The following is a 24,772-nucleotide window of genomic DNA, read 5'->3' on the forward strand; positions in this document are numbered from 1 at the left end:
CTATAGAGCGGTATTTAAAGAGGCGTTACCCAATGCTGTCCTGGTGGCCGATCCATTCCACCTCATAAAGATCGCCAACACTCGCCTTGATGAGACGAGGAGACGAGTACAACAGAACATCCTTGGTCACAGAGGCAGAGGTGGGGATCCGCTCTATCGCATCCGGCGACTCCTTAATATGGCCAAGGAGAAGCTCACCGAGGGTGCCAACGATAAACTTACTCGCTTCCTTGAGGCTGGAGATCCAGATAACGAGGTAGCTACCAGCTGGCGAGCCAAGGAGTCCTTACGAGAGCTCTATACCTATCGTGACCCAGATCTCGCCAGAGACCACCTCGATGCTCTCATCAGTGACTTCACCGATAACCAACGACCTCCCGAGGTCCAGCTACTTGGGAGAACCTTGAAAAGCTGGCATGATGAGATCCCGGCCCAATAGAGATAACAGCGCACAGGTCCTTTGCGACCAATGGACCGACAGAGTCGATGAACAACCTCATTAAGCGGATCAAGCGCACCGCCTTTGGGATGACGAACTTTGCGAACTTTCGCATTCGAGTACTCCTTAGCGCTGGTAAGCCTGACTGGTCACTGCTAGCTACGGTTACCCCGGTGACAACGCATATCTCTAGCGCACTTGGTTCGTAACCGGAACCAACTAACCCAATAAGTAAGACACCAGGGAGAACCCCTTGTCCCCTCTTGCCCGTTCACGGGTTGTGTAGTTTAGAACTCTCCACATGACGGTCCCAATCTGGCCAATCACCTCAGATGCGCTCAACGACTTATCGATTCCTGGTCGATCTTGGTGCCGGATTACCGCTGATTTCCGAAGATCCGCCAAAGCCATAGTGGGAACGAAAGGCGGTGAAGCGCTCGTTCTCCATACGGTCTCTCCCGATGAGCACCTTGGTAACCGCAGAGGTGAGATTGTCATAGCGGATCTCCTCTGGTATCCCGCCAAAGGCCTCAAATGCCTTCTCGTGGCCGTCAAGGAAGCACTCCTGGGACTCTCCCATGTAGATCTGGTGGAAGGCCTTGGCTGAGGACGAGAGACGCATAGCGAACATCTTGGCTCTGATCTTCTCGCCACTGACTATGACCCAGACGTCACCGAAGTCCACCTCGGCGGTTCTGCCGGGTACGTGTACCTGGGGTATCATCGCGGTGGCTGCTGGCTCGATTATCTCAGCTTCTAAGTTCGCGCACCATCACCCGCACCGCAGACACCGAGACATCGGCACCGCACTCATCGACGAGCCGCTGCCAGATCCTCGTTGCGGTGTGTCGCTGCTTCTTTGGGACCTTTAGGTCCTCTGTTAACCACGCACGTATCGTCGACTCGTAGGGTCCAAGCTTTGGACGCATCTTGATAGTCGTCTTGCGCTCTGGTGGGATAGCGCTGGCAAGTGCCCGGCGCACCTCTCGTCGATGGACTTTGAACTCCTTGGCCGTCGCCCGAATCGACAGACCCTCTTTACTAACGGCATTCTGCGATACTCTGATAGAGCTCCACTCTCAACATCCTTTTCTGACTTCTTGAAACAATTCTCATGCTTCAAGCCTACGAACCGTGGTGTTGAGGGTGGGGCCAGATTAGTCAAGCGTGGTGGGGCCAGATTAGTCAAGCGTTTCCAGCCGGGGCGGTTGAGAGGATAAGCCAGGCCAGGTAGACCCCTCGATCAGCGAACTCGCTGCCTACGTTTCTCAAGTCTAAGGAGTCCAGCCACGATCAGGACTCCTGCCAAACTCGAGACAACGATCCACGCGAACTGGACAATTACATGTACCCACGCGTTGTGGGGTATCGAGACCCCACCAATTATTCCGACTATCACCATATAGACACTGGGCGCATACCAGTTGTGGTAATCAAACACCCTTTTGACGGTGTGACGGATCATTGACTCCTCCACAAATCGGAACTAGCCGTTGGATGAATTCGCGCTAGCGGGTCTAGCCGCTGGAAGCGGCAAGGACTGCAAGAAAGCCTGAAGGCCCGTGACTCCCACGTAGGCACCTGCAGCACCAGCGCACCCCACCGCGAACAGGCGACCGTTGCTAGCCTTGACTTCGCTGAGAGCCCGATTTTGTGCGCTAAAGATTCCACCGCCGATCCCACAAGCTCCCACCGTAGTACCTCCGTAGGTAACTATTGCACTCCAATCAACTTGCCCACCACAGAAAGTAACAGGTCCAAATCTACTAAGCGTGTAGCCACTCTCGAAACATACATGGAGACCGTCCGGGCCTGAGACGGATTCATTCTGGCCAGTGGAATCCAGAAAGGAGTCAACTGAGCCGCATGTTACTCCTGGTTCACAGATGATGTTAGGGTTTGCCACCTCTCCTTGGGCGACCGGGAGAATATCTGCTAAGTTCTCCGAAGTGCCAGTCACTAGTGGCGCTGTCAGTGTAGGGGTGAGGGAATCCTGAGATACCGTCGATACAGGGATTTGCCCTGTGATAGATGCCGGAGTAACTGTGTTGTGGTCAGCCGTCAGCCCCATCCCAGTTCCTACGCTAGCAAGTCCAAGACTCAGAGCTACGACCGCCCCCCTTCGAACCATATTCCTTACCTTCATCATTACCCCTTTATGGTAATTATCACTACCAGAGTTATCGTCTGGTGCACTTGAGAACCTAACACATCGTGGCGACGATTGCACGGCATTTTGGGATATTCCCGAAAGCTTATCATCTAGTAGGGGGTTTGGCAGAGTGGTTATGGGAGTGCTTGTTCAAGACAGGAAGTATTATTCGGGTGAGCAGATGATTGGGTGCGTATTCTCGCTGGATCGCGGTAGGGACCGCTCCTTCGAGCGGCCCCCCGCACAGATCCTAGCGTGCGGCACTACCGCACTGGGCTCCTGCCTTGAGTAGTGGCGCTGAAGCGCACATTTGGGAATGGATGCATCACGCGAACAGGCGGTAACCATCGAGTCGCCAGGCGGTCCATCCTGACCCAGTTGAGACGATGGCGCTGGCTGCGACGCCGTAGCGCCTTAAACCATTGCCTCGTCACCTGGGTGCGAAAGGCCGCCGCTGCATCGGAATTACCCGGCACGGCGTAGTAGGCGAGGTAGCCTCGTACCACACTCGCCAACCACTGTCCCTGTTCCGGTATAGGTAGATGTCGGCGTCGGTGCAGTTGCACGGAGTTGGTCAAAGTCGTAGCACCTTGATGTTCCTCGGACAGTCAGGGCGCAAGTCTTCACAGCGAGGTACTCAGACCGGAAGCTTTTGAGCGCGTAAAGGGTACTGCGACAGCTATCAGGGCGCATTAGAACAAGCCCCGCCCGATTTTGTCGGGCAGCCAGCTGCGGTCGCGGGGCTGGTGCTAGAGTGCGAGGAGCGCGAGTGCCCGTGCTGGGTTGCGAGACCCAGAGCGGAGACCCTTTGCGATATTCGTCACTCCGGCCAGGCGAAGGATGCTAGTTACGAGGTTCCGTAGTGCCGCAAGTGCTCTGGGTGCTGAGCCAGAACGTACTTTAGAACGATCCTCTCCAATCGTCGCATCGCGAACCCAGTGCAGAGCGGTCTCGATCTCCCAGTGTTGACGTATGAAGCCAAGAAGTTTGGCCTTGCTTGCCCGAGTCTCCTCAAGGCTCGTCACGTAGTAGGCGGTCTCGGTAGAAAGCGCATCTTCAGTCTTTAGATCGTCGACCGTTCTTTCGATGCGAATCACTTGGGCGACGTGAGGGAAGGAGAGCAAGCCATCCAATGCACTCGAGACCCGGATCGAACGGGTCTCGTAGCGTCCATGGCCTTTGTTGGTCTCGCTGTAGTGTTGAGCCGACTAGCGAGACGCTGTGCACCATCTCTGCTCTGACCGATGACAACGATCAGTTCGTCGTTGTCGCGACGTAGCTTGACCATCCACGACCGCTCCTCGCTTCGATTTCTTGTACTAGCGGAACCAAAGTGCACCTCTGCTATGACCGGTCCTCTCTTTCGTCGTCGATGTGTGGTTACACGACAGACGGCCGAGCAGTACCGTGCCGGTCTTCCTCTGGGTTGTTGGTCCAGTATCTGAGTGCATCCCTGTCGAGCACAGATCTTTGGTGTCTCAACCGCGGCGAACAACAACTGCTCCAGGGCTTGTACGTCCATTCCCGCTGGAAGTGGCCAGCCAATCTCGTGCTCTGCTGCCTTCTCCAGATACGTAGCCACGCTTGGTCGAGAGACTCCCGTCTCCCGGCTGATTACCCTGACACTCTTGCCCTGCGCACTGAGGCGCAGTACCTCTTCGATCTTTCTCATTGGTATCCTCCTATTGGGCATGTGGCACCTTTGGGTGGTTGGTTTTCAGTCACCACATAAGGATGCCACAGCCTCTTTGCATCCATTGTTCCTGAGTCCTTCTCGCACCCTCTAGGGGGTGGCACATTTCAGCGAGAACGGGTGGCAGATTTCAGCGAGAATGGGTGGCACATTTCAGCGAGAATGGGTGGCACATTTCAGCGAGAATACGCAGCTGGCATGAGAGCAGCGTTGTGCAATAAACCGCAACCTACTAGTATTCTAGTGGACTCACCATGACCAACTATCGTTCATCGAGTACTCATTGGGGCATATCTACTCGTGCCCTAAAGATCCTGGAGTTGGCTGTAGTGTTGTCAGAGGAGCAGGGGTATCCAAAAACTACCTCGCTCCATGTACTGCAAGCGATGTTGCTCATCGCAAGAGCGCCAATCCGTGATTGCCTACACCGCAATGGAGTGACCAGCGAGGCGCTTGATCTCTATCTCGCCCACCATCGAAGCCGCATCGAAGCGATCCTGGCAAACGACCATGACTTGTATCCACAATGGGACTCTCTGGTGACCTACTCTTTTGGGGCCAATGCGTCTGATCGCTATTCGATGGCGACGATCATCGATGATGTCGATCTGCTCTACGGGTTTGCCCTAGTGTCACGGTGGGCGGGACTCTCTGAGTTCATCCGGGAGGCTCACGGACGACCACATAGGTTTACCACTCGAGTGATCCGTGATTGCAAGAGGATCAGTAAGGATGATTGCATCGAGGCTGAGGTAGATCCAAGTTCCAGAATCAACGTCCTCTTGTCGGATTCCCGTGATCGTTCCGCTCTTCTAGCTCTTCGTAACACTCCCAGCCCATATCTGTTCATACCACCGATATGGGCGACATGTCTCGTACTGCTGCACTATCGAAAGCACATGAAATGGTCGTGGGCCACCTTGCTTGGGTTGCTCATTGCAGTAGTCGTTGGAAACTATGGCCCTCCTACTGTCTTCTTAATGCGTATGAAGATTCACAAATCGGACCCAGCTTCACCCCCCAAGTCAAGCTGATGGGATGGTCGTGATCCTGCGGAGGCTGAACAATAGTGCAGTCCAAACAACGACCCCGGTGATTCGTTGGGCCGTCCACATGCAATCGAGGACGCTCGTCCCTACCCTTACAGACGGGGTTTGCGTTCCCGTTTGGTCAACTCAACCGCTAACAGGGGTCGCCACAACTGCGGTTCCGTAGGCACAGATCTCAGTCCAGTCACCGCCCATTTCGGAGGTGTCGAAGCGGAAGGCAATCACCGCATTCGCCCCCAGCTCCTCAGCCCTCGCTTCCATACGTTCGATGACCTGCTGGCGAGATTCCTCCAGATTTTTGGTCATCCCTTTTAGCTCGCCACCAAACATCGATTTTAAACCCGCCCCAGCCTGAGAAAACGCATTCCTCGACCGGACCGTTAGACCGAAAACTGGCCCTAGGACACTGTCGATGCGATATCCGGCTAGCTCATGCGAGGTTGAGACTATCACGACAACTCCTTATCACGAAGGTATAGCGAACTATAGCACCTGAGAACAGAGCATGTATCCAGAATCTAACAACCTATGCCAGCCTGCTATGCACCTGTCTTCTGGCGAATCGCCTCAATCAACCTGGGAAGCAGCTTCTGGGCATCTGCAACGACACCTAGATCAGCTATCTGCAAAATAGGCGCGTCCTTATCCTTGTTAATTGCGATAATGTTTTTTGCACCCTTCATGCCAACCATATGCTGGGTAGCCCCGGAGATACCAACGGCCAGATAGAGATTGGGCTTGACCGTCTTTCCAGTCTGCCCGACCTGATATGCATAGGGCACCCAGCCAGCATCGACAATCGCTCGCGAGGCACCTGTCGCGCCGTGCAACAGGTTCGCGAGCTCCTCAATGTAGTGGTAGTTATCAGCATTGCCCAGCCCTCGACCACCGGAGACCACGACCTCGGCCTCGTCAAGCTTTGGACCCTGACGCTCTTCGACATGACTAGACACGATAACTGCACGATTTGCCTGAGCGTCCGCGCTTATATTCTGCTCCGTCACCGAAGGTTGGGTCGCCGAAGCGGCCGCCTCGGCAGCAACACTCTTGGGACGGATAGCAATTAGCTGAATAGGTGCCGAAATCTTTGACGACACGACCTTCTCGCCACCAAATACCAGATTCTCGACGACTAGACCGCCATCATCCTCACGTACGTTTACCGCATTCGTTAGCACAGGTGCATCAAGCAGCACCGAGAGTCGTGCAAGCACATCGCGCCCGGTGTAAGACTGAGCGACAAAGACGGCGTTGGCGCCTACACTATCCACGACCTCGCGCATCGCATCGGCGACAGGAACGCCGGGGAGATGAGATGAGGTGGCACCGAGCGATACTACCGAGGTCACCCCATAGACAGCGAGTGCCTCAGCAGCCGCCTGTGCGTCGACATCGAACACCACAGCAGTAACCTGTTCAGAGACGCCACGAGCCAAGGTTGCGAGTTCAAAGGCAACGGGTGCTATGCCTGACCCTTGTGGCTCAGCTAAAATTACGCAGTTGGTTATCATTTGACCTCTCCTTAGAGCACTTTGATCTGGGCAAGATAGTTAATAATCTCGGCTTCGGCCGACCCGTCGTCTTCAATGATTTGGCCAGCAGTACGAGCCTCTGCATCGTTGACAGCCAGCACCTTCTCATCAATAGCCACCGACAGTCCTAGGTCACCTAGCGAGAGTTGTTCTACCGGCTTTGACTTCGCGCTCATAATCCCCTTGAACGACGGATATCGTGGCTCTACCACCCCAGCAGTAACGCTAACTACGCCAGGAAGATCGGCCTCAACGACATCGTAGCCATCCTCAGTCTGTCGTTGGATCGAGAGCGTCGAGCCACGCAGCTCGATCTGCTTGGCGAAGGTAAGCGCCGGCCAACCAAGGAGCGCTGCTACCTGCGCTGGCACGGTTCCGGTATAACCATCGGTCGATTCGGTTGCAGCGATGACCAGATCAGCACCGATCCGTTTCACAACTGAAGCGAGTACCTTAGCGGTAGTCAAGGCGTCAGCTCCCGCCAACTGTGGGTCACTCACCACGACGGCGCTCGTCGCCCCCATCGCGAGCCCAGTTCGAACCCCTTGGACCTCCTGATTTGGAGCCATAGAGATCAGCACGACCTCGGCTCCTCCCGCCACCTCAGCCAGTCGTAGAGCAATCTCGACACCATAGGCATCGGAATCGTCCAGAATCGCCTTCGCACCGCGCTTCAGACACATCGACGTCGGGTCGATCGCCTGCGCCTCCGATGGATCTGAAATTTGCTTGACGCACACCGCAACTTTCATGCGTGTACCTACCCTTCTTGACTACATCTACCCAATAGCCTATCGCTCGTTTGGCGATTGGTGGAATCAGGAGCGAGAGTTTGCTAGAACGGGTATGCGCAGTCGAACAAGCGCACCGCCGCGTCGTGAACGACCGAAGGTGATTGCACCATCGAGTTGGGTCGTTACAAGGTCACGCACGATAGCAAGTCCGAGCGACTTCGCGCTAGCGGCTACTAGATCATCTGGGAAGCCAACACCGTCATCACTGATCTCTACCCATAGGTCGGTCGGTCGTCGCTCCAATACGACGCGAACGTTGAGTGATGTCCGTTCAACCCCGTAACCATGTTCGAGTGCATTCTGCATTAGCTCTGCGAGCACGATAGCAAGCGGCGTGACGCGTTGCGCGTCAACTCGTTCTGCCGAACCCTCCAAGACGACGTCGAGATCTCTTCCCGGCAACTTTGACTCTTTGGCCAGACGTATAAGTGCCGCGATCACCTCGTCAATCTCCACCTCCTCGGAGATGTCCCTTGATAGGAACTCATGAACAACTGCGATCGACCGAATCCGACGCTCTGCCTCCCCGAGAGCGAGTTTGGCCTCGGCGTTGGATAGACGTCGCGCCTGCAGGCTCAACAGGCTAGATATCGTCTGAAGATTGTTCTTCACTCGATGATGGACCTCACGGATAGTCGCATCCTTGGAGGCCAGCAGGCGATCGCGTTGCCGAAGGTCAGTAACATCACGCAACAAAAGCACATAACCGCTGCCAACGTCACCACGATAGAGAGGGAGACAATAGAAGGTCACGGTTACACCTCGCGACTTCTCTACCTCTTCAAAGACTGGTGCTCCGAGTATATCTGCACGCTGGAGGGCCTGTATCCGCAGGCCAAGCTCCTCTAGGTTCATACCCACCCTAACGCTAGGGCAACCCAGGCGATGCAATGCGCTCAACGCGTTAGGTGATAGAAAACGAACACGCTCATGGGCGTCAAGAACGCAAACGCCATCACCCACTCGAGGCGCCTCCTCTACTTCGCTAGGTGGATAAGGAAAACGTCCATTGATAAGCATCCCCATAAATTGATCGAACAGGCTCAGATACGTTGATTCAAGTTCTCCTGGGTTACGATGTCGCTCGCTTAGTTGATCTCTAATCATCACACCGAAGACCTCACCCTCCTGGAGCAGCGGTATGAACCAGGAGTTAATATGGCGACCAGTTCGAGGGTCTGATCGGACCTCATGGACCACTTCCGCTCGGTGAAAGCAGCGATAGATCGGTGAATCCTCTGTGAGGTCAAACTGCATCCCGATCAGATCCCCTGGATGCGCTGTCTGTGACGTAGCAGGACGCACCTGCGAGACGATGGTGTAGCGAGCGCGGCGACCCTCCTGGTTCTCGATCGGAAGGGCGATACTCAGATCACTGAAACCAAGATCGGCTAGGAATCCCCAAAACCTCAGGAGCTCACCCAAGTAAGTGCGTCGTGAATCAACGAGCGAGGTCGCATCCCGTTCCAACATGGTTACAACGCCACCTGCGATCCAACTCGTCGCTCAAACCGACGCAGTGTTGTTACTCCTTCGGAGGCTAAGAGACTCCTGATCGCAGGGGCCCGATCCGCAACATCACCGAGGCCATGCGCATCCGAGGCTGTCGTCAGCGCTACACCACGATCAAGGAAGCGCTTCAAAAGCTCCGGAGCGGGATAGAACTCTTCAACCGGCTTGCGCATTCCAGCGGAGGAGACTTCAGCGGCAATCCCGGCAGCGGCGGCTGCTTCAGCCATCCGATCATAGTACTCCGTGGGTACCGACGGCCGATGGCCGGCTACCTTGACGAGGTCTGGATGAGCAAGCACGTCGACCGCATGAGTGGCGGCCAACTCCTCTAGAGCACGCGTGTAGGCCGACCACGCCGGCTCCACGCCAATCCGTTCCCACTCCGCCATCACCACCGGGTCATCAACGTGGTCGAACGGCCATGCATCGATCCAGTGCACCGACCCCAACAGCACATCGAAGGGATACCCTTGCAACAGCGACTGCACCCGATCCATAGCCTCGGGGTAGTAATCAACCTCCAGACCCATCACGATTGGAAGACCTGCTGCCTTCGCCTCCTGAACCACCGCGACATACTGATCAAGATCCGCCGTAGCATTGCTCTCCCAGTAGTCTTCCATCAGATCTCGCATAGCGCTCTCTGGGTATCTCCGAAAGTATCCAGAGAGAATAGATCGCGCCTGCGAAAAGCGGTAAAAGTGTTCGGTTACCGCAATCTCAGACACTCCCTGAGTTGCTGCATGTTCACAATAGGCAGCTAGCTCTTCGAGCAATACTGGGTGGTCTTTTGCGCCATGCGACCAGAGATGGAGATGGTAGTCGATCATAACCACCAGCCTAGTTCCTGCTCGGCAGCGGCAGAGAAGTAGAGCCAGCACCAATACACCTAGCTACAGAGGGAATTGCAAGATCAAACCCGGTCTAGCCAACCCGAGATGCCACCATCGTAGTCGAGGCGACAAGTGCCGACAGTGCAGTAGGCGAGTCAAGCTCGAACTCGGCGATTGGGACCTCAAAGAGATCGATGCCCACATCGCGCAGTGCATCTAGCAGCTCCCGGGCATGGGCATTCACAAATTGCAGATAGGTAAAGGCCAGCTCCGAGGTTGCCCGATGAATTGCAGCTGCCATCTTTGGATCATGAGCGAGACGAGCATCCAAGACAGCGGGAGCCTCCTCTTCGAGCCAAACCCTAGCCTTAGTCGCCTCGGGAGTGAATAACCATCCAGGAAGCGCTCGATTGATGATGAAGGCTAATGCGTTAAGATTACGCGTCTTTAGCGCCTCGAGCAGATGATGCGCCTCATCAACAGATGGCCCATAAGGTGCAGCAATAGCGATGAATCCAGTTGCAGATGCCGTGAGCAGCTCCGAAAAAGATCTGCTCTGCTCGACTAGTCCAGGCGCTAGCTTGGCGAAGTCTGCGAAAAAATCGGTCACATCAGTCAAAAAGGCGGATCCAAGCACCATATCGGCTACGAGATAGAATGGGCGAGTAGCAGCCGAGAATAGTCGAGTCCGTCGTGGCAGCGTGAGAAGTGCCAGAAGCGGGGAGGAGAAAAACTCTCTAAGCCGAGCTGGAGCATCCAGGAAGTCGAGTGCGTTACGCGATGGCGGCGTATCTACGATCACGAGATCGTAGCGTTCGTCTGCGGTAAGGGCCGCCAGCACCTGGACCGCAGCGTAATCGTATGAACCGATAAACTTCGCCGAGAGATTGTGGTAGATCGGACTCGCCAGGATCCTCTCAGAGGTGGCCAAATCAGGGGAGAACTGCTGGACAAGATCATCCCAGGCGCTCTTCATGTCAACCGAGGCTGCCCAGAGTTCCCCTTTAGGATTAAGCTCAGGAAGCTCGACACGTCGAGGAGAATTTGCAAGTGCATCCACACCGAGCGTTCCGGCTAGTCGCTTCGCCGGATCAACGGTGACAACAAGGACATTGATGGGCCTCTCGACAGCCGCTGCGACCGCCAGGGCAGCGGAGAGCGTAGTTTTGCCGACACCACCGCTGCCAACGACAAAAATCCTCTCCTTGCTCAGTAGGGTGTCGAGCAGGTTGGTCACCATAGCTCGACCTCGAGGACTTCAGCGACCTCGTCAACTAGCTTTGGGGTCTCGAGGGCACCAAAGTACTCCCCGACTGTAGCGACCTTGAAGGAAGACCCCAACTGATCGACGAAGAAGGCGAGATTGCGATCATGTCTATCGCAGATCCGTGCATACAAATCTGAGGCAGCCAACACCTCGGCCAGGCCGGAGACTGAGCCAGCTAAGTTGCGAATCTCGTCGACTACGTCTGTCTCCGCACCAGTCATCGGGCCAACAAAGCGACGGTTAACAACCGCACCTTCAAGATGGACTGGGGTCTCGGTTCGTATACGACCCGCGAGATCCAGTGCCTCCTCGATTGGGGTCTCCTCGGGGGTGGCGACCAACAGCGCCACCGATCGCTCTGGATCGGCAAGGATCTCAAGCATCCATTCAGTCTGGTTCTTAACCAGTCCTAGCTGAATCAACTCACCGACATCCCCTGCGACTCCAAGCTGAGAGATCACATGCCCACTCGCAGGTGGATCCACTACGATCAGGTCATAGGTGTTCTGGCGCACCTCGTAGCAGAGCTTGCCTACCACCAGAATTTCGCGCACGCCTGGGGCCGCCGTTGATACGAAGTCAAAGATCTTGCCCAATCCCGGAAACTTCGAGATAAACGGTACCTTAACATAGATACGCAGATACTCAGCCAAGGCGGCCTCGGTGTCCATCTCCATCACCCACAAGTTCTCGGCCACAAGCTGTGGTGCAAACGAGGGCTTGGCAACGCCGAGCATCGACCCAACGTCGCCCTTGCCATCCACCTCGACGATGAGTACCCTCAACCCCCGTCGTGCACCTAGAGTTCCAAGCGCGGCCGAGATCGTGCTTTTGCCTACACCACCCTTGCCGGTGACAAAGATTAATCTCCTAGCAAGCAACTCCTCAATCATGCGCTAGGCGCTAAAGCCAACCTTGCGTTGTTCCTTATTTGGACCAACCTCGATGAAGAGGATCTTGTCGACAGGGACACCCACTTTTTTACCCTTCCGATCGGTCAACCACCACAACGACTCCTTGGCTGCCTGGGCCTTGCTGAACTCATCGATCACCTTCGCCTGATCGGTCCCCTCATCCATCTCCACTTCAATCTCGCGCATGGCATCACCGAGCCCGATACGAATCTCCACATCTACCTCCTACCTCGATTGGACCTTGAGATCACCTCGATATCGTCTCACTGGACCTAGACTCTCCAGCTTATCAACGAGTGCACGCAAACTCTCGCTTGCCAGGTCGGAAGGCGAGTGGACCACCACTGGCGTACCGTGATCACCGCCCTCGCGTAAGGCCATCGTAAGCGGCAACTCCGCGAGGAGTTCGACTCCCAGTTCAGTGGCTAGCTGCGCTCCTCCTCCGGAACCAAAGATCGGATAGCGTTCACCCCCGGGGGTTACGAAAGCCGACATGTTCTCGACGACGCCTCGGACCGGCAGCTTGAGTTTCTTCGCTGCCAAGGCGGAGCGCTGTGCAACACGAACAGCCGCTGACTGTGGCGTGGTGACCACAAAGATCTCCGAACGCGGAAGAAATTGCTGCAGGCTCAGGGCGACGTCACCGGTGCCGGGAGGCATATCCACTAGCAGATAATCGAGTTCACCCCAGAGCACATCGACAAGGAACTGTTCTATCGTCTTGTGGAGCATGGGACCACGCCAAATTACCGGCGTGTCTTCATCAACAAAGAAACCAAGCGACATCACCTTTACCCCAAACGCCTTTGGTGGCAGGATTAGATCATCAATGACCCGGGGCATGCTGGCAAGACCGAGAAGCTTGGGAATCGAAAAACCATAGACGTCTGCATCCAGGATGCCTACTCGCCTCCCACGCCGCGCAAGCTCGACTGCAACGTTCGCCGTGACCGAGGATTTACCGACGCCGCCCTTACCTGAGGACACTCCTATAACTCTCGTCGTCGCGCCAGGTAACGAAAATACCGGGGTCCGAGAGCTTCGTGCCTCAAGCATCGCCGGCGTCATAAGCCGCTCGCGCAACTCAGCCTGTCCAGCAGGGTCCAACGGCACCAGCTCCACCGAGACCGATCCAAGGTCGCCAACGGCGGCCTCAGCCTGTGCCTGGAGCCTTTGCGCAACCTCAGGTGCCCCACCAACGTAGTGCAGCTGTGCATTCACCCGTCGAAGTCGTGAGCTTACCGTTCCAACGAGCCCAAGCTGTTGAAAACTCTCTCCTATCTCGTCATCGACCAACGCGCCCAAGCGCTCGGCTACCTGCTCCTCGATATTCCTTGCCATGATAATCTCCTACCTTGTGCCCCATCACTATGCGCTAAACCTTTCTTGACTAAACTAGTGGAACAATACCGCTACCGTCTTGGTGGAGGGAAAGGCGCCCATGGAAAAGACAGCTGAGTCAATGAATCTCCCATCACGATCGTCTGCTTCGACAGTAGTCACTGCCAACGAACTCGCGCCACGAGAGCTCGCATCCTCTCGTAATCGTCGATCCGGTTACGATGACCCCAAGTCGATGACCTCAGCAGGTTCGTTTACAGGTGCAGTTCAGGCACTTTCTAAAGCCCTTGGCGACCCTACTCGCCGCGAAATCTACCTCTACGTGCGAGAACACGGCTCAGTAACGGCTCAGGAGATCGGTCGACAGTTCCAGCTTCACCCTAATGTCGCCAGGCACCACCTTGACAGGCTCGCTGCCAGCGGCTATGTCGAGGCGAGTCTCGATCGCAGCAATCCCTCGCAGGTTGGTCGGCCATCGAAACACTACCGAAGCAGTGGAGTCCCACTACTAGTTGACGGTATTGGAGAACAGGCCACATTGCTTGGGAGGCTTTTGGCGCGAGCGCTCGAGATGCTAGATCATGAAACCGCGGCTCAACTTGCCTATGAGGTAGGACTGGACTACGGCCATGAGATCGGTCGACAGATGAACGGTCAGGAGGCGACCAAGAGTATTGCAGCTAGTCTGAAGCTAGTCGCCGATGCGCTCACACGCAGCGGCTTCTCCTCAAGCGAGGACTCTCGCAACAAGGCACTCAGCCTCAAGAACATGAGCTGCCCCTTTGGCGCACTCGTCGCCGACCATCCTGTTCTTTGCGTTACCGAAAGTGGCATAATCGAGGGGCTGCTTGAGAGCCTTGCGGTGAACGGTGACCTAGCCCGCGCAGAGCCGGTTCGCGGTGGAATAAAAGGTTGCGAGGTACGCATTCACTCAGCCACCGAGACCGTCGTCAAGCTAAGACCGCGGTCACCTCTACCCCTCGAGTAGGCTTAGCTCCCCCAATATCGCTGCTCCTGCCAAGGATCGCCGTAGTTGTGGTAGCCATTACGCTCCCAAAATCCGGGAGCATCCGAATCTCGGAACTCAAGCCCACGGAGCCACTTCGCCGACTTCCAAAAATAGAGATGCGGAAGCAGAAATCGCACAGGATAGCCATGTTCGGGATCGAGCGGTTCACCGTCGAACTCAACCGCCAGCATACAGATAGGATCGTCGAGCGCATCCTGATAGGGGATATTCGTAGTGAAACCATGCTCTGCGTGTGCAATGATGTGGGTAACCGACGACTGAGGTCGCGCTAGCTCAATGATCTTGCCAATCGGGATCCCCCTCCACACTGTATCGAACTTGGACCACTTGGTCACGCAGTGGATGTCAGTGGTACGCTCTTCAAGCCCAAGTTCGATCAACTCATCGTAGCTAAGTTCGGTTGGCCGATCCACTAGACCATCTATGCGCAATGACCATGCACTCAAGTCTGGGTAGATCGGAACCTCGCCTGCATGCAACACGGGGAAACGGTCGGTCATGTACTGCCCAGGCGGCAGTCGATCAGGTGAGATACCTCTGCGTTCCAACTCCTTGCGGTTACGATCGAAAAAACTCACAGCATCACTCCTCATAAGGATCTAGAGAATTCAACCTAGAAGGTGTTCGGAATCTTCCGGTGCGCTGCGAGATAAGCAGGTTTGGCCAACCTATACGCCTGCTGAACCAGTGATTTGCTCGGATGAGTCGCCAGAAACCGGTTGAGGTGGGTAACCGCAGCTACTGGCTTATCCTCGCCATAAAAAAGCACAAGACCATAGTAGAGCTGAGCACTAGCGTCATAGGCGCCAAGTTGCGCGGCATGAGCAAGCATGCTGATCGAATCAGCCTTGGCACTCTTGGTTTTGGCCAGGTTGAAGTCTATCCAACCCAGATAGGCGAGCGCGGTAGGGTCAGATGGATAGGTGGCCAGGACACGGTCAAATTCGGCACGGGCCTGTGTCACAGCCCCCAACCCTGCGAGTGCCTCGCCAGACGCGAGCTCTTTGGTAAGGCTCGGCGACGAGGAGGAGCTAGGCCGAGTCAGTAGTAACGCACCCAAAGCGCCAACTCCCACCAAGATCAGCGCAGCTCCAATTTGAGCAAACCGACGAGAGAAGAGTGGTTTGCGGATTGGCTTGCCACTCGAGCTGGCCGACACGGTGCCCTCACCGTTCTCCCTCGCCGAGGCATCTACCGCGCGCCTAGCATCACCACCGTCGCTGGAATCGAGTTTCATCTCAGCTAGCTCGCTGGCGGCGAACGGCGAACGGCGAACGTCCTCGACCGAGAGCGAAACCATGGGAGCAGGCGAGGCGCCAATCAGCGCTCTTGTCTGACTACTGGGCTTTGGCGATCGTGAGGAGAGACTCTTGTAGACCTCATAAGCAAGGACCAACCCCACGACGATCGGCAGGAGCCAAAGGAACAGGCCCACGCCGTTTGCAGGGGGAGCCATCAAGATGGTGTCACCGTAGCTCGCCACCAGTGAGTCGATGATCTCCTGGTTGGATGCGCCTGCGTGGACCTCATGATCGATGTAGGATGCGATTGAGTACGACGAAGCGCTTTTGGAGTTGTAGACCGCAAGATTACCGCAGGAAGGGCAACGAACCTCCTTCTCGAGAGCGACGATGCGGGCGGATGCACTAGCAGAAGGCGTACGGACTACCGCATAACCAACTGAAGCCAGTGCAATCGCAAACAGGATGATCCATGCAAGAAGGGCGCGACTTGGGCGCTTGGTCGGTGTTGTCATCAGTACCCCTTCTCCTGCGCGAGCGTCACCAATGCGTCGATGATTCGAACCGTCGTCGGACCCACGACCTTAGCCAGGACTATCCCATTCGGCGCAACTAAATAGCTCTCAGGGGGGGCTGATACTCCCCAGCGAAGCGAGTTTGTCCCCGATGGATCTTGTATAACTGGGAACCGGGCATGATAGAGAGACAAGAAATGTCTGGCCGGTCCCGGGCTATCGTCATAGTCCACCCCGAGCACTGACACGGTAGTACCCCGCGCAAGCTTCGCAATCTGCGCCTCTTCGGTAGCACAACTCGAACACCAACTAGCGAAGTAGTTGACGAGGACAAAATGGCCACGGAACTGGCGCAATGACAACGTCTTAGCTGAGTAAAGCGACTGTCCACTCAATGCAGGAGCCTGTCTATAAAGCAGCGGCGAGGGAGAGACCTGATCGACTGCAGGTCGTGTTTGAGCTGCTATGACGGCAAAATAAACACTGGCAGCTAGGATCAGGGCACCAACCGTGGTCAACACCGGACGGCGGCGAACAGCTAGCAAAATAGCACTCACACCTTAACCTCGACGGCCAAATCTGGGGAGGATGTCCGCTCTCTTCGTCTTCTATTTTGTTCACGGATGCCAAAGACACTCAACAGGCCGCCGAGCACCATAACGCCTGCACCAGCCCACAACCAGAAGATCAGCGGTTGCACGACAATCCCCAACGTGATCGTACCCTTGACGGTTGTAGGGGCAGAATCGATCGTCAAATAGACGTCGCGAGTCAGCCCCACATTCACCGCTGGAGTACCGACTGCAGCGGCATAGGTCCCGAACTGGGTGATCGCTGGATGGTAAGTCTTGCCTCCATTGACGACCACGTTCGCCTCGAAGGAGGTCTTTGCAGGGGTGACCACGGTCTCCACCCCTTTATAGGTTAAGGTCTGACCATAGACATGGACGGTCTGACCGGGGACCATCTTGACTGAACCTTGGTGTCCAAAAGTCGTCGCTGAGGCCATTCCAACGGCTATGATCGCCAGCCCAATGTGAGTTAGCATGCCCGCCGAGGAGCGAGATACGATCGCGGATATGCGACGCCCCGAGGCGCGCGAGAGGTTCCCATAGATGATGATCACCGATGATACAATCACAAAGGTTGCTAACGCGTACGCACCCAACGTAGCCATCGCCGTCACTCCGGCAAAGGCTGAGATCGCTAGAACAGCCACCGCCGCAGCGCCAGGCAACAGTAGTCGTTGCCCGAGTAGCTCGGCACTAGTTTTACGCCAGTTCAACCAAGGACCAATGGCCATCACTGCCAGGAGAACGAGGCAAAGCGGTATCACAAAAGAATTGAAGAATGGAGCGCCGACATCAACGGTCTGGTGCTCGAAGTAATGCGCAAACAGCGGGTATACCGTTCCCGCGAGTACGATCAGCGTGAGTAGTCCAAAGATTGCGTTGTTGATCAGCAACGACCCAGGTCTGGACAACAACGCGAATCGGGGCTGCCCCATCAATCGATCTGCAGCAAAGATCGAAAGCCCAATCTCAAAGACCACAATCGCAACGAAGAATAGAATGAGCACCGTGCCAAGGCTCGAGTCCGAGAATGCATGGACCGACTGAAGTACACCCGACCTAGTGAAATAGGTGCCGAGAATAGTCAGGGCAAAGGCGGCAGCTACTAAAGAGTAGCTGGCAACTCCCATCCGTTTACGACGGCGGTCTATGAGCACAGAATGAATGAAGGCGATACCACACAGCCAAGGGAGCAGCGCTGAGTTCTCCACCGGGTCCCAAGCCCAATACCCTCCCCAGCCAAGCACCTGATACGACCACCATGCCCCCAGGACTATGCCTATGGTCAAGAATACCCAGGTGATAAGGGACCAGTTGCGCACTCTCAGTATCCAGTCACCATTGAGACGTCCAGTGATCAACGCTGCCGACATCAGTGCAAATGGAACACTCATACCGACAAAACCCATGTACAAGATCGGAGGATGAACGGCAACCAATGGGTAGTCCTGCAGCAACGGATTAGGACCCCTCCCGTCCGCCGGAATCACTCCAACCGTCGTGATGAATGGACTGGCGGCGAAGAGTAAGACGCCCGAGAAGTAGCTGAAAACAACTCCAAGAATCCCAAGTGCCACCGACCCGGTTCGTCGATCAGCCTCGTGTCGCATCGCGAAGATGAGCAACGCTATGTAGAGCCCCTGGACGATTGCCCATAAGAGCAACGATCCTTGAAGCGCCGACCACATTCCAGTAATCGAGAATAGAAGCGGAGTTTCTTTGGAGTTGTTGGCGACAACGTAGGCTAGCGAGAAGTCATGAGTGACCAACGCCTGTTCCATCGCAATCGTAGCAACTATCGTTCCACAAAAACCAACCAGCAACAGTGTTCGCGAACCTGACATCAGGCGATCACTGTGCCGAGCAGCACCGTAAAAGGAGGTAAAGGTTCCTGCGAGACCGAAAACAAAGGCGAGGACAAGCCCTGCCGACCCAAGTGCCGCGTCGAACATCAGCCTTGGGTTCCTCCTGGTTTGGCGATTCGCGTAGGATGCTCGGCCACATAGTTGGAACTGTGTTTGACCTCGATCAGACTTGAGACGAAAACATTGCCCTGGAAGTGTCCCTGAATCACTACCGGGATACTGGGTTGGAATAGCTGCGGCGGATTCCCAATCTCAGTAACACGATCCTCAGAGTGGTTGAAGCGGATAGTGAAGTCCACCCCAGCAGGGGTAGGATCCACCGAACCGGGGACCACGACACCCTCCATACGAAAGCTTTGAGTGCCGAGCTTTGCACGTGCGGCGTTGGCCTGCTGTACGGTCAGAAAATACTCCAGCGAGTTGGTGGCTCCCTTGAATAGCACGAACCCTAGAGCCACAAATATAACAGCCAAGACCACGAGCGATCTGATTAACTTGGCTCGTGACCGTCCTGGACCCTCGACCGTCTTCCACTCTGAAAACTCCTCGTCGGCTAACGTCATCTAGGCGTCCTCTGTCAGTCCATCGTGGGACATCTCGTTGGCTAGCATCTGCGCGAGTCGAAGCTTAACCTGACGCGAGCGCACCCCAAGAAAAATGGCATAGCCGCCCAAGGAACAGGTAACCGCCGTATAGCCAGCCTCTACATAGGGATTCATATCCTCACCTCTTCAGCTGCCAATCGCTCGTGAATAGCTCTTTCAACCTCAAGGTCGACGAGTTGGGCCTGTCGCTTCGAGGTCTCGAACCGGGTCCAGACCATCCATACATAAGCAAGAGTAAATGCAACAAAACCAAGCAAAAGTGTCCACGCCATCGAGCCATGCACCTCTACGTTCATGCTTGGGTTTAATACCGATGGCGTCTGATGCAACGTCTTCCACCAATAGACCGACTCATGCACGATCGGCACATCGATGAAGGCGACGACGGCAGCGATCGCCGAACGTACGCCACGTTTGGTCTCCGACATCGGTACCTGCCGGAGTGCTAGGTAGCCAAGATAGAGCAAAAACAGTACCGCGGTCGCCGTCAAGAGCGCATCCCAAGTCCACCAGACACCCCACGCCGGACGACCCCAGATCGACCCAGTAAGGATCGTCAACCCGGTGAAGAAAACACCTGCCTCTGCGGATGCTGCTGCAAGCAGATCCCACTCTCGTCGCCGCGTCCGCTTCCACAAGTAGAGCAGGCTCGCAGCCGTCGTGATCCCGTAGGCCAGGTAAGCAATCCACGCCATAGGCGGGTGGATGTAGAGCATCCTGACTAAATTACCCATAACCTCAGCCGGAGGGGTCACGACCAGCCCCAACCAGAATGTCAGTGCGATCGTTACCAGCGCCGCAATACCCACACCACGCTTTAACTTTGCATTTGTACTCATCAACCCTCCAAGACGACACCATATACCAGAATGCCAACAACTAGATAGATAAGTGAAAACCCGATTAACAGCTCACTCCAAGGAATGGCCTTGACGGCCGTCTGGTCTAACCCATATTGCCACACCTTGGTGGCACAGAGCAACACTGGCGAGACCACTGGGAACAGCAGCAGTGGGAGAAGACTTCCGCCTAGCCCTTCAGTCACCCCGGCAAGCACTATTCCCACCGTCGCCACACCAACATCTGCGAGCAGGGCGCTCCCTGCCAACAGCGCCACGTCATGCAACGGGGAGTTAAATAGCACTGCTATTCCTGCACTCAGCACCACCTCAAGTACCAAGATCTCAAGAACGATAGCCACTACCTTGCCTAGAAAGATTCCACGAGGGTTAACGCCCATCATGACAAGCCCAACTTGAGCTTGATTCTCCCCCTCGATCGCCATGGCGCGTGTTATCGCCAACTCGAGTCCAAAGAAGGTGGTGACCCAGAATAGCCCCGGAGTCACCTGGGTAAGAATCTCGACCTTTGCATCAAATCCGAAGGCGAACAGAACGATAACCACAAAGACGAACGGGAGCACTTGGTTCAGCAAGACCCGCGCTCTCCACTCGAGACGGAGATCCTTCTTCGCCATGACTACTGCGGTCCGCAACATCACGTACCCCCGACGAGGGTGGCAGAACCGTTCGACATCCGATACCTACGAGTTGCAAGCGCAGAGATACGATCGAGTTCATGTGAGGCTACGATGACCGTCTTGCCCGCCTGCGCGGCCTCAGTAAACCCCCGATCCAATGTAGCCTTACTTACCTGGTCAAGCAGGGCATGTGGTTCGTCAATAAGCAGAAGCTCAGTGCGTCTGGAGAGTGCAATCGCGGCAGAGATCTTCTTTCGCTGGCCGGCAGAGAGTACGCGGAAACGTGCGTGAAGATCCCTGGTCGCTAGACCCAACCGCCGTGACCACTCGATTGCATCATCAAGATCGCATCCAGCAGCCACCGCAAAGAACTCGAGATTCTCTCGACCCGAGAGATCTTCGTACATCTGATAGGAATGAGCCAGGTAGCTCACCTCGCGTCGAATCGCTCTCGCTTCGGCTTTGGGATCACGACCAAAAACCAAGACGGACCCACTCATCGCCTCGACGAGTCCACCGAGGAGACGCAGGAGGGTGGTTTTGCCCGACCCATTGGGACCTTGAACGAAGACTACCTCTGACTCGTAGGCATCGAAATCGCAACGGGCCAGCGCTGGGAAACGGTCCAACATGACCGTGGCGCCGCGAAGACGCACGACAAGTCGACCATTCGGTGACTCCGTCACACCATCACCTCAAAGGTGCGTTGAGCAAGGCCAAATCAGCTTTAACCATCGTCTCAATAAGGTCCTCGAAACTTACCATCGGCGCCCAGCCGAGTAAATTGCGCGCCTTGCTGGCATCTCCGATGAGAAGATCAACCTCGGCAGGGCGCATGAAGCGGTGATCGATCTCAACGTATCGCTCCCAATCAAGGTCTACCGACGCAAACGCTCGCTCACAGAGCTCGCGAACCGAGTGCGTCTCGCCGGTCGCAATCACATAATCAGACGGCTCATCCTGTTGTAGCATGAGCCACATTGCTCGCACATAATCACCCGCGAAACCCCAGTCACGCTGTGCATCTAGGTTGCCGAGAGTTACCTTCTTCGCTAAGCCCAACGCGATTTGCGCCACAGCATGGGTTACTTTCCGAGTGACAAACTCCAACCCACGACGCGGTGACTCGTGATTAAAGAGGATTCCAGAAGACGCGTGCATTCCATAACTCTCTCGGTAGTTGATAGTGATCCAGTGTCCATACACCTTTGCCACACCGTAGGGCGAACGCGGATGAAATGGCGTCAGCTCCGACTGCGGTACCTCCTGTGCCTTGCCAAACATCTCCGATGTGGATGCCTGATAAAAGCGAATCTGAGGGTCAACCATCCGAATAGCATCGAGCAGCCGGGTTACCCCAAGAGCAGTCGTCTCCCCAGTGAGCACCGGCTGACCGAAGGATGTCTGCACAAATGACTGTGCGGCAAGATTGTAGACCTCGGTGGGTCGATAGCTGCGGAGTACACGCATCATGGAAACCTCGTCAAGGAGATCACCGGGCTCAAGAATCAACCGATCTTGGATATGGTGGATGCGCTCGAAGTTGAGGGTGCTCGATCGCCTGTGCATGCCGATAACCGTATAGCCCTTGTCGAGCAGCAACTCTGCCAGGTACGAACCGTCCTGGCCAGTGATACCAGTGATAAGCGCGACGGGTTGACTCATGAGATGGCAGCCTAGTGGCCCAAAAACCGAGGTTGCCTGTGCTCACGGCGCGCCGCCAATCCCTCCTTGGCATCATGAAACTGATTCACCAGCGTAAGTAACGATGCCAAGTAGTCAAAGTGTTCACGATCCATAGAACCAGAGACCTGGTAGAAGGATCGCTTCCCAAAGCCTGTGGCCGCACTCGAAAGGTTCGCCAAGTTAGTTGCGAACTCTTCCACCACCTCATCTAGGTCGTCATCGGCAACCACTCGGTTGATGAGTCCCCTGTCCAACGCCTCTGTTGCACGTATTCGTCGTCCAGTCAGCATCATCTCCAGCGCGAAACGGGGTGGTGCGAAACGGAGAAGTGGAACCGTAATCTGGAATGGCCATAGACCAACCTCGGACTCTGGCGTCCCAAAGGTAGCCGACTCCGACGCAATTACAACGTCAGCAGCCATCGCCAACCCAAATCCTCCTGCTAGCGCGAAGCCACGCACTTTGGCCACAATTGGCTGGGGAGTAGCCCACATCGCCTGAATCAGGGCTGCCACCTCTGCGCGGGACTCATGAAGCATGCGCTGCTGATCTCCCTCTCCCATCTCAGCCAGATCAACACCACTAGAGAACGCCTTATCTCCCTGCCCCGCAAGAAGGATGACCTTAACTGTTGGGTCGGCGGCCATCTCGGTTAAACGAGTATGGAGCAATGTGAGCGTCGGCCAATCAAGTGCATTACGGCGATCTGGTCGGTTGATGACCAACTCGACTATAGATTCGCGTCGATTTACGATGACTGTCTCTAAATCCATATATCGTAGATGCTAGCCCCCAACCTGCCACGGAGATCTATCTATCATGCCACCGTCACCAGCTCGGACGTCCCGACTCTCGGCCGCCGACCGTCGAGAGATTATTATCACCGCTGCCATCGAGCAGTTTGCCCTCCATGGATTTGATGCAGCCTCGATGGATGAAATCGCTGCCGGAGCTTCCGTAACCAAGCCGATTATCTATCGCCACTTTCATTCAAAACGGAACCTCTATCTCGAGCTCCTCCAAGAGGTTGGAGAGCGACTCACGTCTTCGATTGAAGTAGCGACGGCCACCGTCGAACCACCTCATGATCGGCTGAGAGCAGGCGTTGTAGCTTTTTTCGACTTCGTTCAACATCATCGCTCGGCCTATCTCCTCCTCTTTGGCGGACGCGGTCAACGCGACGATGAGTTCCAGCATGTCGTAGACGATATCCAGCTCAGAATCGCCCAATTGGTCGCGAGTCGGGTAAGCGGCGTCGAGGATGAGACTTATCGTGTCTTTGTCTCCTTCGCCTTGATTGGGTTGACCCACGGCGCGGCACGTTCCTATCTTCTCGATATCGAACGACACCATAGCGATCGTTTTCGCGCACGTCTCGCCGCAAAACGGGCAGCGCAGACCGCCGAACTACTGTGGTCAGGAATGCGCAATCTGTCGACGTAGACGTCCTTCAATGGTAGCTTCACTGTTCACGCCGAGAGCCTCATACTCAGCCTCATGGCCGATGACGACAACTTCCGGAAGGAGACCAACAAGCTCGATCGACCGAATCATCTCAATAGCCAACACGCGCTGGACCACCATAAGCGGAGTAACCTTAAGTGGGTCGATCAGATTCATCGAGACTTGCACCCGATCACCCGCAACAAAAGCGAGTGTACGCACATGCGCAGAACGAAGGGCTCTGGCGACAACCTGAGCACGCTCCAACGAGCAATCGAGGTTAAAGTTCAGAGCGACCAAGAGGCCGCGCGCTCCGACACAGACGGCCCCAAAAATGGGGTTCGGTTGTGGATTACCGTAGGTCGGCGATACCGAGACAAACGCGCCCTTGCGAAGCTGCGGAAGCGTTGTCTCCCCTCCGTAGACGAAAACTGGAAGATCGAACGCAACCGCTAACCAGCTGCCAAGCCTATCTCGCATGCTCACAGCCGCCTCTAGAGGCGTCGCACCAAGAGGCACGAACGGGACGACGTCCAGGGCACCGAGCGCCGGGTGGACTCCTCCGTAGCTCCGAAAGTCAACCAGCTCGAACACCCGCCGAGCGAGTAGCTGCACGTCGTCGTAGACTCTTGGCCCAGCAAGCGTGAATACCGACCGGTCGTAGTCGAAGTCGGTGTGCACGTCAAGCAGCGATCGGCCACAACACTCAATCAGGGAATCAATCGTCGCCCTGTCACGACCCTGCGACACATTAACGACACATTCAAGCACTCAAAGGATCCTAACTGAATGTGATCGCACACTTCCCG

The 24,772-nt window shown here is 55.6% G+C and carries 31 protein-coding genes and 1 pseudogene; 5 read left to right on the forward strand and 27 right to left on the reverse strand.

Features of this window, described 5'->3' with window-relative positions; genetic code table 11:
- Together FEAC_RS16090 and FEAC_RS16590 are read left to right on the forward strand one after the other, a co-directional pair.
- Positions 1-439: transposase (locus tag FEAC_RS16090; protein WP_160290370.1), on the forward strand; the 439-nt coding region annotated here is incomplete at its 5' end.
- A 26-nt stretch (positions 440-465) separates the two neighbouring features.
- Positions 466-570 (forward strand): annotated as a pseudogene (locus tag FEAC_RS16590) (transposase); the annotation flags it as partial.
- 215 nt (positions 571-785) lie between these two features.
- Here FEAC_RS16590 and FEAC_RS08705 read toward each other — a convergent pair.
- From FEAC_RS08705 to FEAC_RS08730, 6 genes are all read right to left on the reverse strand, one after another.
- Positions 786-1,163 carry an IS21 family transposase gene (locus FEAC_RS08705; protein WP_052566104.1) on the reverse strand — a complete coding sequence of 126 codons (378 nt, stop codon included), beginning with the start codon at positions 1,161-1,163 and terminating at the stop codon, positions 786-788.
- 25 nt (positions 1,164-1,188) lie between these two features.
- Positions 1,189-1,422, reverse strand: a complete 234-nt coding sequence (locus FEAC_RS08710) for a hypothetical protein (RefSeq protein WP_052566105.1) — start codon at positions 1,420-1,422, stop codon at positions 1,189-1,191.
- A gap of 260 nt (positions 1,423-1,682) precedes the next feature.
- Complete coding sequence (locus tag FEAC_RS08715; RefSeq protein WP_035389850.1) at positions 1,683-1,904, reverse strand: hypothetical protein; 222 nt, start codon at positions 1,902-1,904, stop codon at positions 1,683-1,685.
- A 21-nt stretch (positions 1,905-1,925) separates the two neighbouring features.
- Positions 1,926-2,585, reverse strand: a complete 660-nt coding sequence (locus FEAC_RS08720; RefSeq protein WP_052566106.1) for a hypothetical protein — start codon at positions 2,583-2,585, stop codon at positions 1,926-1,928.
- A 755-nt stretch (positions 2,586-3,340) separates the two neighbouring features.
- A complete protein-coding gene (locus FEAC_RS08725) occupies positions 3,341-3,742 on the reverse strand; it encodes an ISAs1 family transposase (protein ID WP_081901117.1) in 402 nt (133 codons plus the stop codon).
- Positions 3,685-4,263 (reverse strand): hypothetical protein, encoded by a 579-nt coding sequence (locus FEAC_RS08730; protein ID WP_052566107.1) that lies wholly within the window; start codon positions 4,261-4,263, stop codon positions 3,685-3,687. Before FEAC_RS08730 ends, FEAC_RS08725 begins: the two co-directional genes overlap by 58 nt.
- 275 nt (positions 4,264-4,538) lie before the next feature.
- Between FEAC_RS08730 and FEAC_RS08735 the strand changes: the two genes are divergently transcribed.
- Entirely contained in the window at positions 4,539-5,318 is a 780-nt protein-coding gene (locus FEAC_RS08735; RefSeq protein ID WP_035389844.1) for a hypothetical protein, read from the forward strand.
- A 141-nt stretch (positions 5,319-5,459) separates the two neighbouring features.
- Here the strand turns inward: FEAC_RS08735 and FEAC_RS08740 are convergent, their stop codons facing one another.
- The 9 genes from FEAC_RS08740 to FEAC_RS08780 all read right to left on the reverse strand — a co-directional run bounded on the left by FEAC_RS08740 (position 5,460) and on the right by FEAC_RS08780 (position 13,526).
- Positions 5,460-5,786, reverse strand: a complete 327-nt coding sequence (locus FEAC_RS08740; RefSeq protein WP_035389843.1) for a YbjQ family protein — start codon at positions 5,784-5,786, stop codon at positions 5,460-5,462.
- 86 nt (positions 5,787-5,872) lie between these two features.
- Positions 5,873-6,844, reverse strand: a complete 972-nt coding sequence (locus tag FEAC_RS08745) for an electron transfer flavoprotein subunit alpha/FixB family protein (RefSeq protein ID WP_035389841.1) — start codon at positions 6,842-6,844, stop codon at positions 5,873-5,875.
- Positions 6,845-6,855: 11 nt separating this feature from the next.
- The gene (locus FEAC_RS08750; protein WP_035389839.1) at positions 6,856-7,617 is read right to left on the reverse strand and encodes an electron transfer flavoprotein subunit beta/FixA family protein; all 762 of its coding nucleotides are present in this window, start codon (positions 7,615-7,617) and stop codon (positions 6,856-6,858) included.
- A 66-nt stretch (positions 7,618-7,683) separates the two neighbouring features.
- On the reverse strand, positions 7,684-9,132 hold the full coding sequence (locus tag FEAC_RS08755) for a sensor histidine kinase (RefSeq protein ID WP_035389838.1): 1,449 nt from the start codon (positions 9,130-9,132) through the stop codon (positions 7,684-7,686).
- A 2-nt stretch (positions 9,133-9,134) separates the two neighbouring features.
- A complete protein-coding gene (locus tag FEAC_RS08760; protein WP_152623153.1) occupies positions 9,135-10,001 on the reverse strand; it encodes a PHP domain-containing protein in 867 nt (288 codons plus the stop codon).
- Between the two features lie 94 nt (positions 10,002-10,095).
- A complete protein-coding gene (locus FEAC_RS08765) occupies positions 10,096-11,244 on the reverse strand; it encodes an ArsA family ATPase (protein WP_052566108.1) in 1,149 nt (382 codons plus the stop codon).
- Complete coding sequence (locus FEAC_RS08770) at positions 11,238-12,164, reverse strand: ArsA family ATPase (RefSeq protein WP_052566109.1); 927 nt, start codon at positions 12,162-12,164, stop codon at positions 11,238-11,240. The genes FEAC_RS08765 and FEAC_RS08770 overlap by 7 nt, the downstream gene beginning before the upstream one ends.
- Before the next feature lie 3 nt (positions 12,165-12,167).
- On the reverse strand, positions 12,168-12,401 hold the full coding sequence (locus FEAC_RS08775; RefSeq protein WP_035389835.1) for a DUF3107 domain-containing protein: 234 nt from the start codon (positions 12,399-12,401) through the stop codon (positions 12,168-12,170).
- Positions 12,402-12,410: 9 nt separating this feature from the next.
- Complete coding sequence (locus tag FEAC_RS08780; RefSeq protein WP_052566110.1) at positions 12,411-13,526, reverse strand: Mrp/NBP35 family ATP-binding protein; 1,116 nt, start codon at positions 13,524-13,526, stop codon at positions 12,411-12,413.
- Between the two features lie 100 nt (positions 13,527-13,626).
- Here FEAC_RS08780 and FEAC_RS08785 point away from each other — a divergent pair, with 100 nt between their 5' ends.
- Complete coding sequence (locus FEAC_RS08785) at positions 13,627-14,514, forward strand: helix-turn-helix transcriptional regulator (RefSeq protein ID WP_035389834.1); 888 nt, start codon at positions 13,627-13,629, stop codon at positions 14,512-14,514.
- A gap of 2 nt (positions 14,515-14,516) precedes the next feature.
- On the opposite strand, the gene FEAC_RS08790 is transcribed toward FEAC_RS08785, so the two are convergent.
- The 11 genes from FEAC_RS08790 to FEAC_RS08835 are packed head-to-tail and all read right to left on the reverse strand — an operon-like array spanning position 14,517 to position 23,293.
- Complete coding sequence (locus FEAC_RS08790; RefSeq protein ID WP_201773883.1) at positions 14,517-15,134, reverse strand: sulfite oxidase-like oxidoreductase; 618 nt, start codon at positions 15,132-15,134, stop codon at positions 14,517-14,519.
- Positions 15,135-15,169: 35 nt separating this feature from the next.
- The gene (locus FEAC_RS08795; RefSeq protein ID WP_035389832.1) at positions 15,170-16,312 is read right to left on the reverse strand and encodes a cytochrome c-type biogenesis protein CcmH; all 1,143 of its coding nucleotides are present in this window, start codon (positions 16,310-16,312) and stop codon (positions 15,170-15,172) included.
- On the reverse strand, positions 16,312-16,869 hold the full coding sequence (locus FEAC_RS08800) for a redoxin domain-containing protein (protein ID WP_035389830.1): 558 nt from the start codon (positions 16,867-16,869) through the stop codon (positions 16,312-16,314). The genes FEAC_RS08795 and FEAC_RS08800 overlap by 1 nt, the downstream gene beginning before the upstream one ends.
- A complete protein-coding gene (locus tag FEAC_RS08805) occupies positions 16,866-18,836 on the reverse strand; it encodes a heme lyase CcmF/NrfE family subunit (RefSeq protein WP_052566112.1) in 1,971 nt (656 codons plus the stop codon). The genes FEAC_RS08800 and FEAC_RS08805 overlap by 4 nt, the downstream gene beginning before the upstream one ends.
- Positions 18,836-19,312, reverse strand: coding sequence for a cytochrome c maturation protein CcmE (locus FEAC_RS08810; protein ID WP_035389828.1), 477 nt, complete (start codon positions 19,310-19,312; stop codon positions 18,836-18,838). The genes FEAC_RS08805 and FEAC_RS08810 overlap by 1 nt, the downstream gene beginning before the upstream one ends.
- Positions 19,313-19,468, reverse strand: a complete 156-nt coding sequence (locus tag FEAC_RS15205) for a CcmD family protein (protein ID WP_152623154.1) — start codon at positions 19,466-19,468, stop codon at positions 19,313-19,315.
- A complete protein-coding gene (ccsA, locus tag FEAC_RS08815) occupies positions 19,465-20,193 on the reverse strand; it encodes a cytochrome c biogenesis protein CcsA (protein WP_052566113.1) in 729 nt (242 codons plus the stop codon). Before ccsA ends, FEAC_RS15205 begins: the two co-directional genes overlap by 4 nt.
- Positions 20,193-20,852 carry a heme exporter protein CcmB gene (locus FEAC_RS08820; protein ID WP_035389826.1) on the reverse strand — a complete coding sequence of 220 codons (660 nt, stop codon included), beginning with the start codon at positions 20,850-20,852 and terminating at the stop codon, positions 20,193-20,195. Before FEAC_RS08820 ends, ccsA begins: the two co-directional genes overlap by 1 nt.
- A complete protein-coding gene (locus FEAC_RS08825) occupies positions 20,852-21,520 on the reverse strand; it encodes an ATP-binding cassette domain-containing protein (RefSeq protein ID WP_052566114.1) in 669 nt (222 codons plus the stop codon). The genes FEAC_RS08820 and FEAC_RS08825 overlap by 1 nt, the downstream gene beginning before the upstream one ends.
- Before the next feature lie 4 nt (positions 21,521-21,524).
- On the reverse strand, positions 21,525-22,499 hold the full coding sequence (gmd, locus tag FEAC_RS08830) for a GDP-mannose 4,6-dehydratase (protein ID WP_035389824.1): 975 nt from the start codon (positions 22,497-22,499) through the stop codon (positions 21,525-21,527).
- 11 nt (positions 22,500-22,510) lie between these two features.
- Positions 22,511-23,293, reverse strand: a complete 783-nt coding sequence (locus tag FEAC_RS08835; RefSeq protein ID WP_052566115.1) for an enoyl-CoA hydratase/isomerase family protein — start codon at positions 23,291-23,293, stop codon at positions 22,511-22,513.
- Positions 23,294-23,339: 46 nt separating this feature from the next.
- Between FEAC_RS08835 and FEAC_RS08840 the strand changes: the two genes are divergently transcribed.
- The gene (locus tag FEAC_RS08840; RefSeq protein WP_052566116.1) at positions 23,340-23,963 is read left to right on the forward strand and encodes a TetR/AcrR family transcriptional regulator; all 624 of its coding nucleotides are present in this window, start codon (positions 23,340-23,342) and stop codon (positions 23,961-23,963) included.
- Here FEAC_RS08840 and FEAC_RS08845 read toward each other — a convergent pair.
- Positions 23,937-24,734, reverse strand: coding sequence for a hypothetical protein (locus FEAC_RS08845; protein ID WP_052566117.1), 798 nt, complete (start codon positions 24,732-24,734; stop codon positions 23,937-23,939). The two genes, FEAC_RS08840 and FEAC_RS08845, sit on opposite strands and share 27 nt — an antisense overlap.
- Positions 24,735-24,772 lie beyond the last annotated feature (38 nt).

Source organism: Ferrimicrobium acidiphilum DSM 19497, from assembly GCF_000949255.1.
GTDB classification, from domain to species: Bacteria; Actinomycetota; Acidimicrobiia; order Acidimicrobiales; family Acidimicrobiaceae; genus Ferrimicrobium; species Ferrimicrobium acidiphilum.

What these genes read in the sequence shown, in the direction of transcription:
- FEAC_RS08720 (WP_052566106.1), bottom strand. Translation starts at nt 2,585, where the DNA reads ATGAAGGTAAGGAATATGGTTCGAAGGGGGGCGGTCGTAGCTCTGAGT.
- FEAC_RS08755 (WP_035389838.1), bottom strand. Translation starts at nt 9,132, where the DNA reads ATGTTGGAACGGGATGCGACCTCGCTCGTTGATTCACGACGCACTTAC.
- FEAC_RS08835 (WP_052566115.1), bottom strand. Translation starts at nt 23,293, where the DNA reads ATGGATTTAGAGACAGTCATCGTAAATCGACGCGAATCTATAGTCGAG.
- FEAC_RS15205 (WP_152623154.1), bottom strand. Translation starts at nt 19,468, where the DNA reads ATGAATCCCTATGTAGAGGCTGGCTATACGGCGGTTACCTGTTCCTTG.
- FEAC_RS08745 (WP_035389841.1), bottom strand. Translation starts at nt 6,844, where the DNA reads ATGATAACCAACTGCGTAATTTTAGCTGAGCCACAAGGGTCAGGCATA.
- FEAC_RS08735 (WP_035389844.1), top strand. Translation starts at nt 4,539, where the DNA reads ATGACCAACTATCGTTCATCGAGTACTCATTGGGGCATATCTACTCGT.
- FEAC_RS08705 (WP_052566104.1), bottom strand. Translation starts at nt 1,163, where the DNA reads ATGATACCCCAGGTACACGTACCCGGCAGAACCGCCGAGGTGGACTTC.
- FEAC_RS08780 (WP_052566110.1), bottom strand. Translation starts at nt 13,526, where the DNA reads ATGGCAAGGAATATCGAGGAGCAGGTAGCCGAGCGCTTGGGCGCGTTG.
- ccsA (WP_052566113.1), bottom strand. Translation starts at nt 20,193, where the DNA reads ATGAGTACAAATGCAAAGTTAAAGCGTGGTGTGGGTATTGCGGCGCTG.
- FEAC_RS08795 (WP_035389832.1), bottom strand. Translation starts at nt 16,312, where the DNA reads ATGACAACACCGACCAAGCGCCCAAGTCGCGCCCTTCTTGCATGGATC.
- FEAC_RS08820 (WP_035389826.1), bottom strand. Translation starts at nt 20,852, where the DNA reads ATGTTGCGGACCGCAGTAGTCATGGCGAAGAAGGATCTCCGTCTCGAG.
- FEAC_RS08785 (WP_035389834.1), top strand. Translation starts at nt 13,627, where the DNA reads ATGGAAAAGACAGCTGAGTCAATGAATCTCCCATCACGATCGTCTGCT.
- FEAC_RS08750 (WP_035389839.1), bottom strand. Translation starts at nt 7,617, where the DNA reads ATGAAAGTTGCGGTGTGCGTCAAGCAAATTTCAGATCCATCGGAGGCG.
- FEAC_RS08770 (WP_052566109.1), bottom strand. Translation starts at nt 12,164, where the DNA reads ATGATTGAGGAGTTGCTTGCTAGGAGATTAATCTTTGTCACCGGCAAG.
- FEAC_RS08805 (WP_052566112.1), bottom strand. Translation starts at nt 18,836, where the DNA reads ATGTTCGACGCGGCACTTGGGTCGGCAGGGCTTGTCCTCGCCTTTGTT.
- FEAC_RS08730 (WP_052566107.1), bottom strand. Translation starts at nt 4,263, where the DNA reads ATGAGAAAGATCGAAGAGGTACTGCGCCTCAGTGCGCAGGGCAAGAGT.
- FEAC_RS08810 (WP_035389828.1), bottom strand. Translation starts at nt 19,312, where the DNA reads ATGACGTTAGCCGACGAGGAGTTTTCAGAGTGGAAGACGGTCGAGGGT.
- FEAC_RS08760 (WP_152623153.1), bottom strand. Translation starts at nt 10,001, where the DNA reads ATGATCGACTACCATCTCCATCTCTGGTCGCATGGCGCAAAAGACCAC.
- FEAC_RS08765 (WP_052566108.1), bottom strand. Translation starts at nt 11,244, where the DNA reads ATGGTGACCAACCTGCTCGACACCCTACTGAGCAAGGAGAGGATTTTT.
- FEAC_RS08715 (WP_035389850.1), bottom strand. Translation starts at nt 1,904, where the DNA reads ATGATCCGTCACACCGTCAAAAGGGTGTTTGATTACCACAACTGGTAT.
- gmd (WP_035389824.1), bottom strand. Translation starts at nt 22,499, where the DNA reads ATGAGTCAACCCGTCGCGCTTATCACTGGTATCACTGGCCAGGACGGT.
- FEAC_RS08840 (WP_052566116.1), top strand. Translation starts at nt 23,340, where the DNA reads ATGCCACCGTCACCAGCTCGGACGTCCCGACTCTCGGCCGCCGACCGT.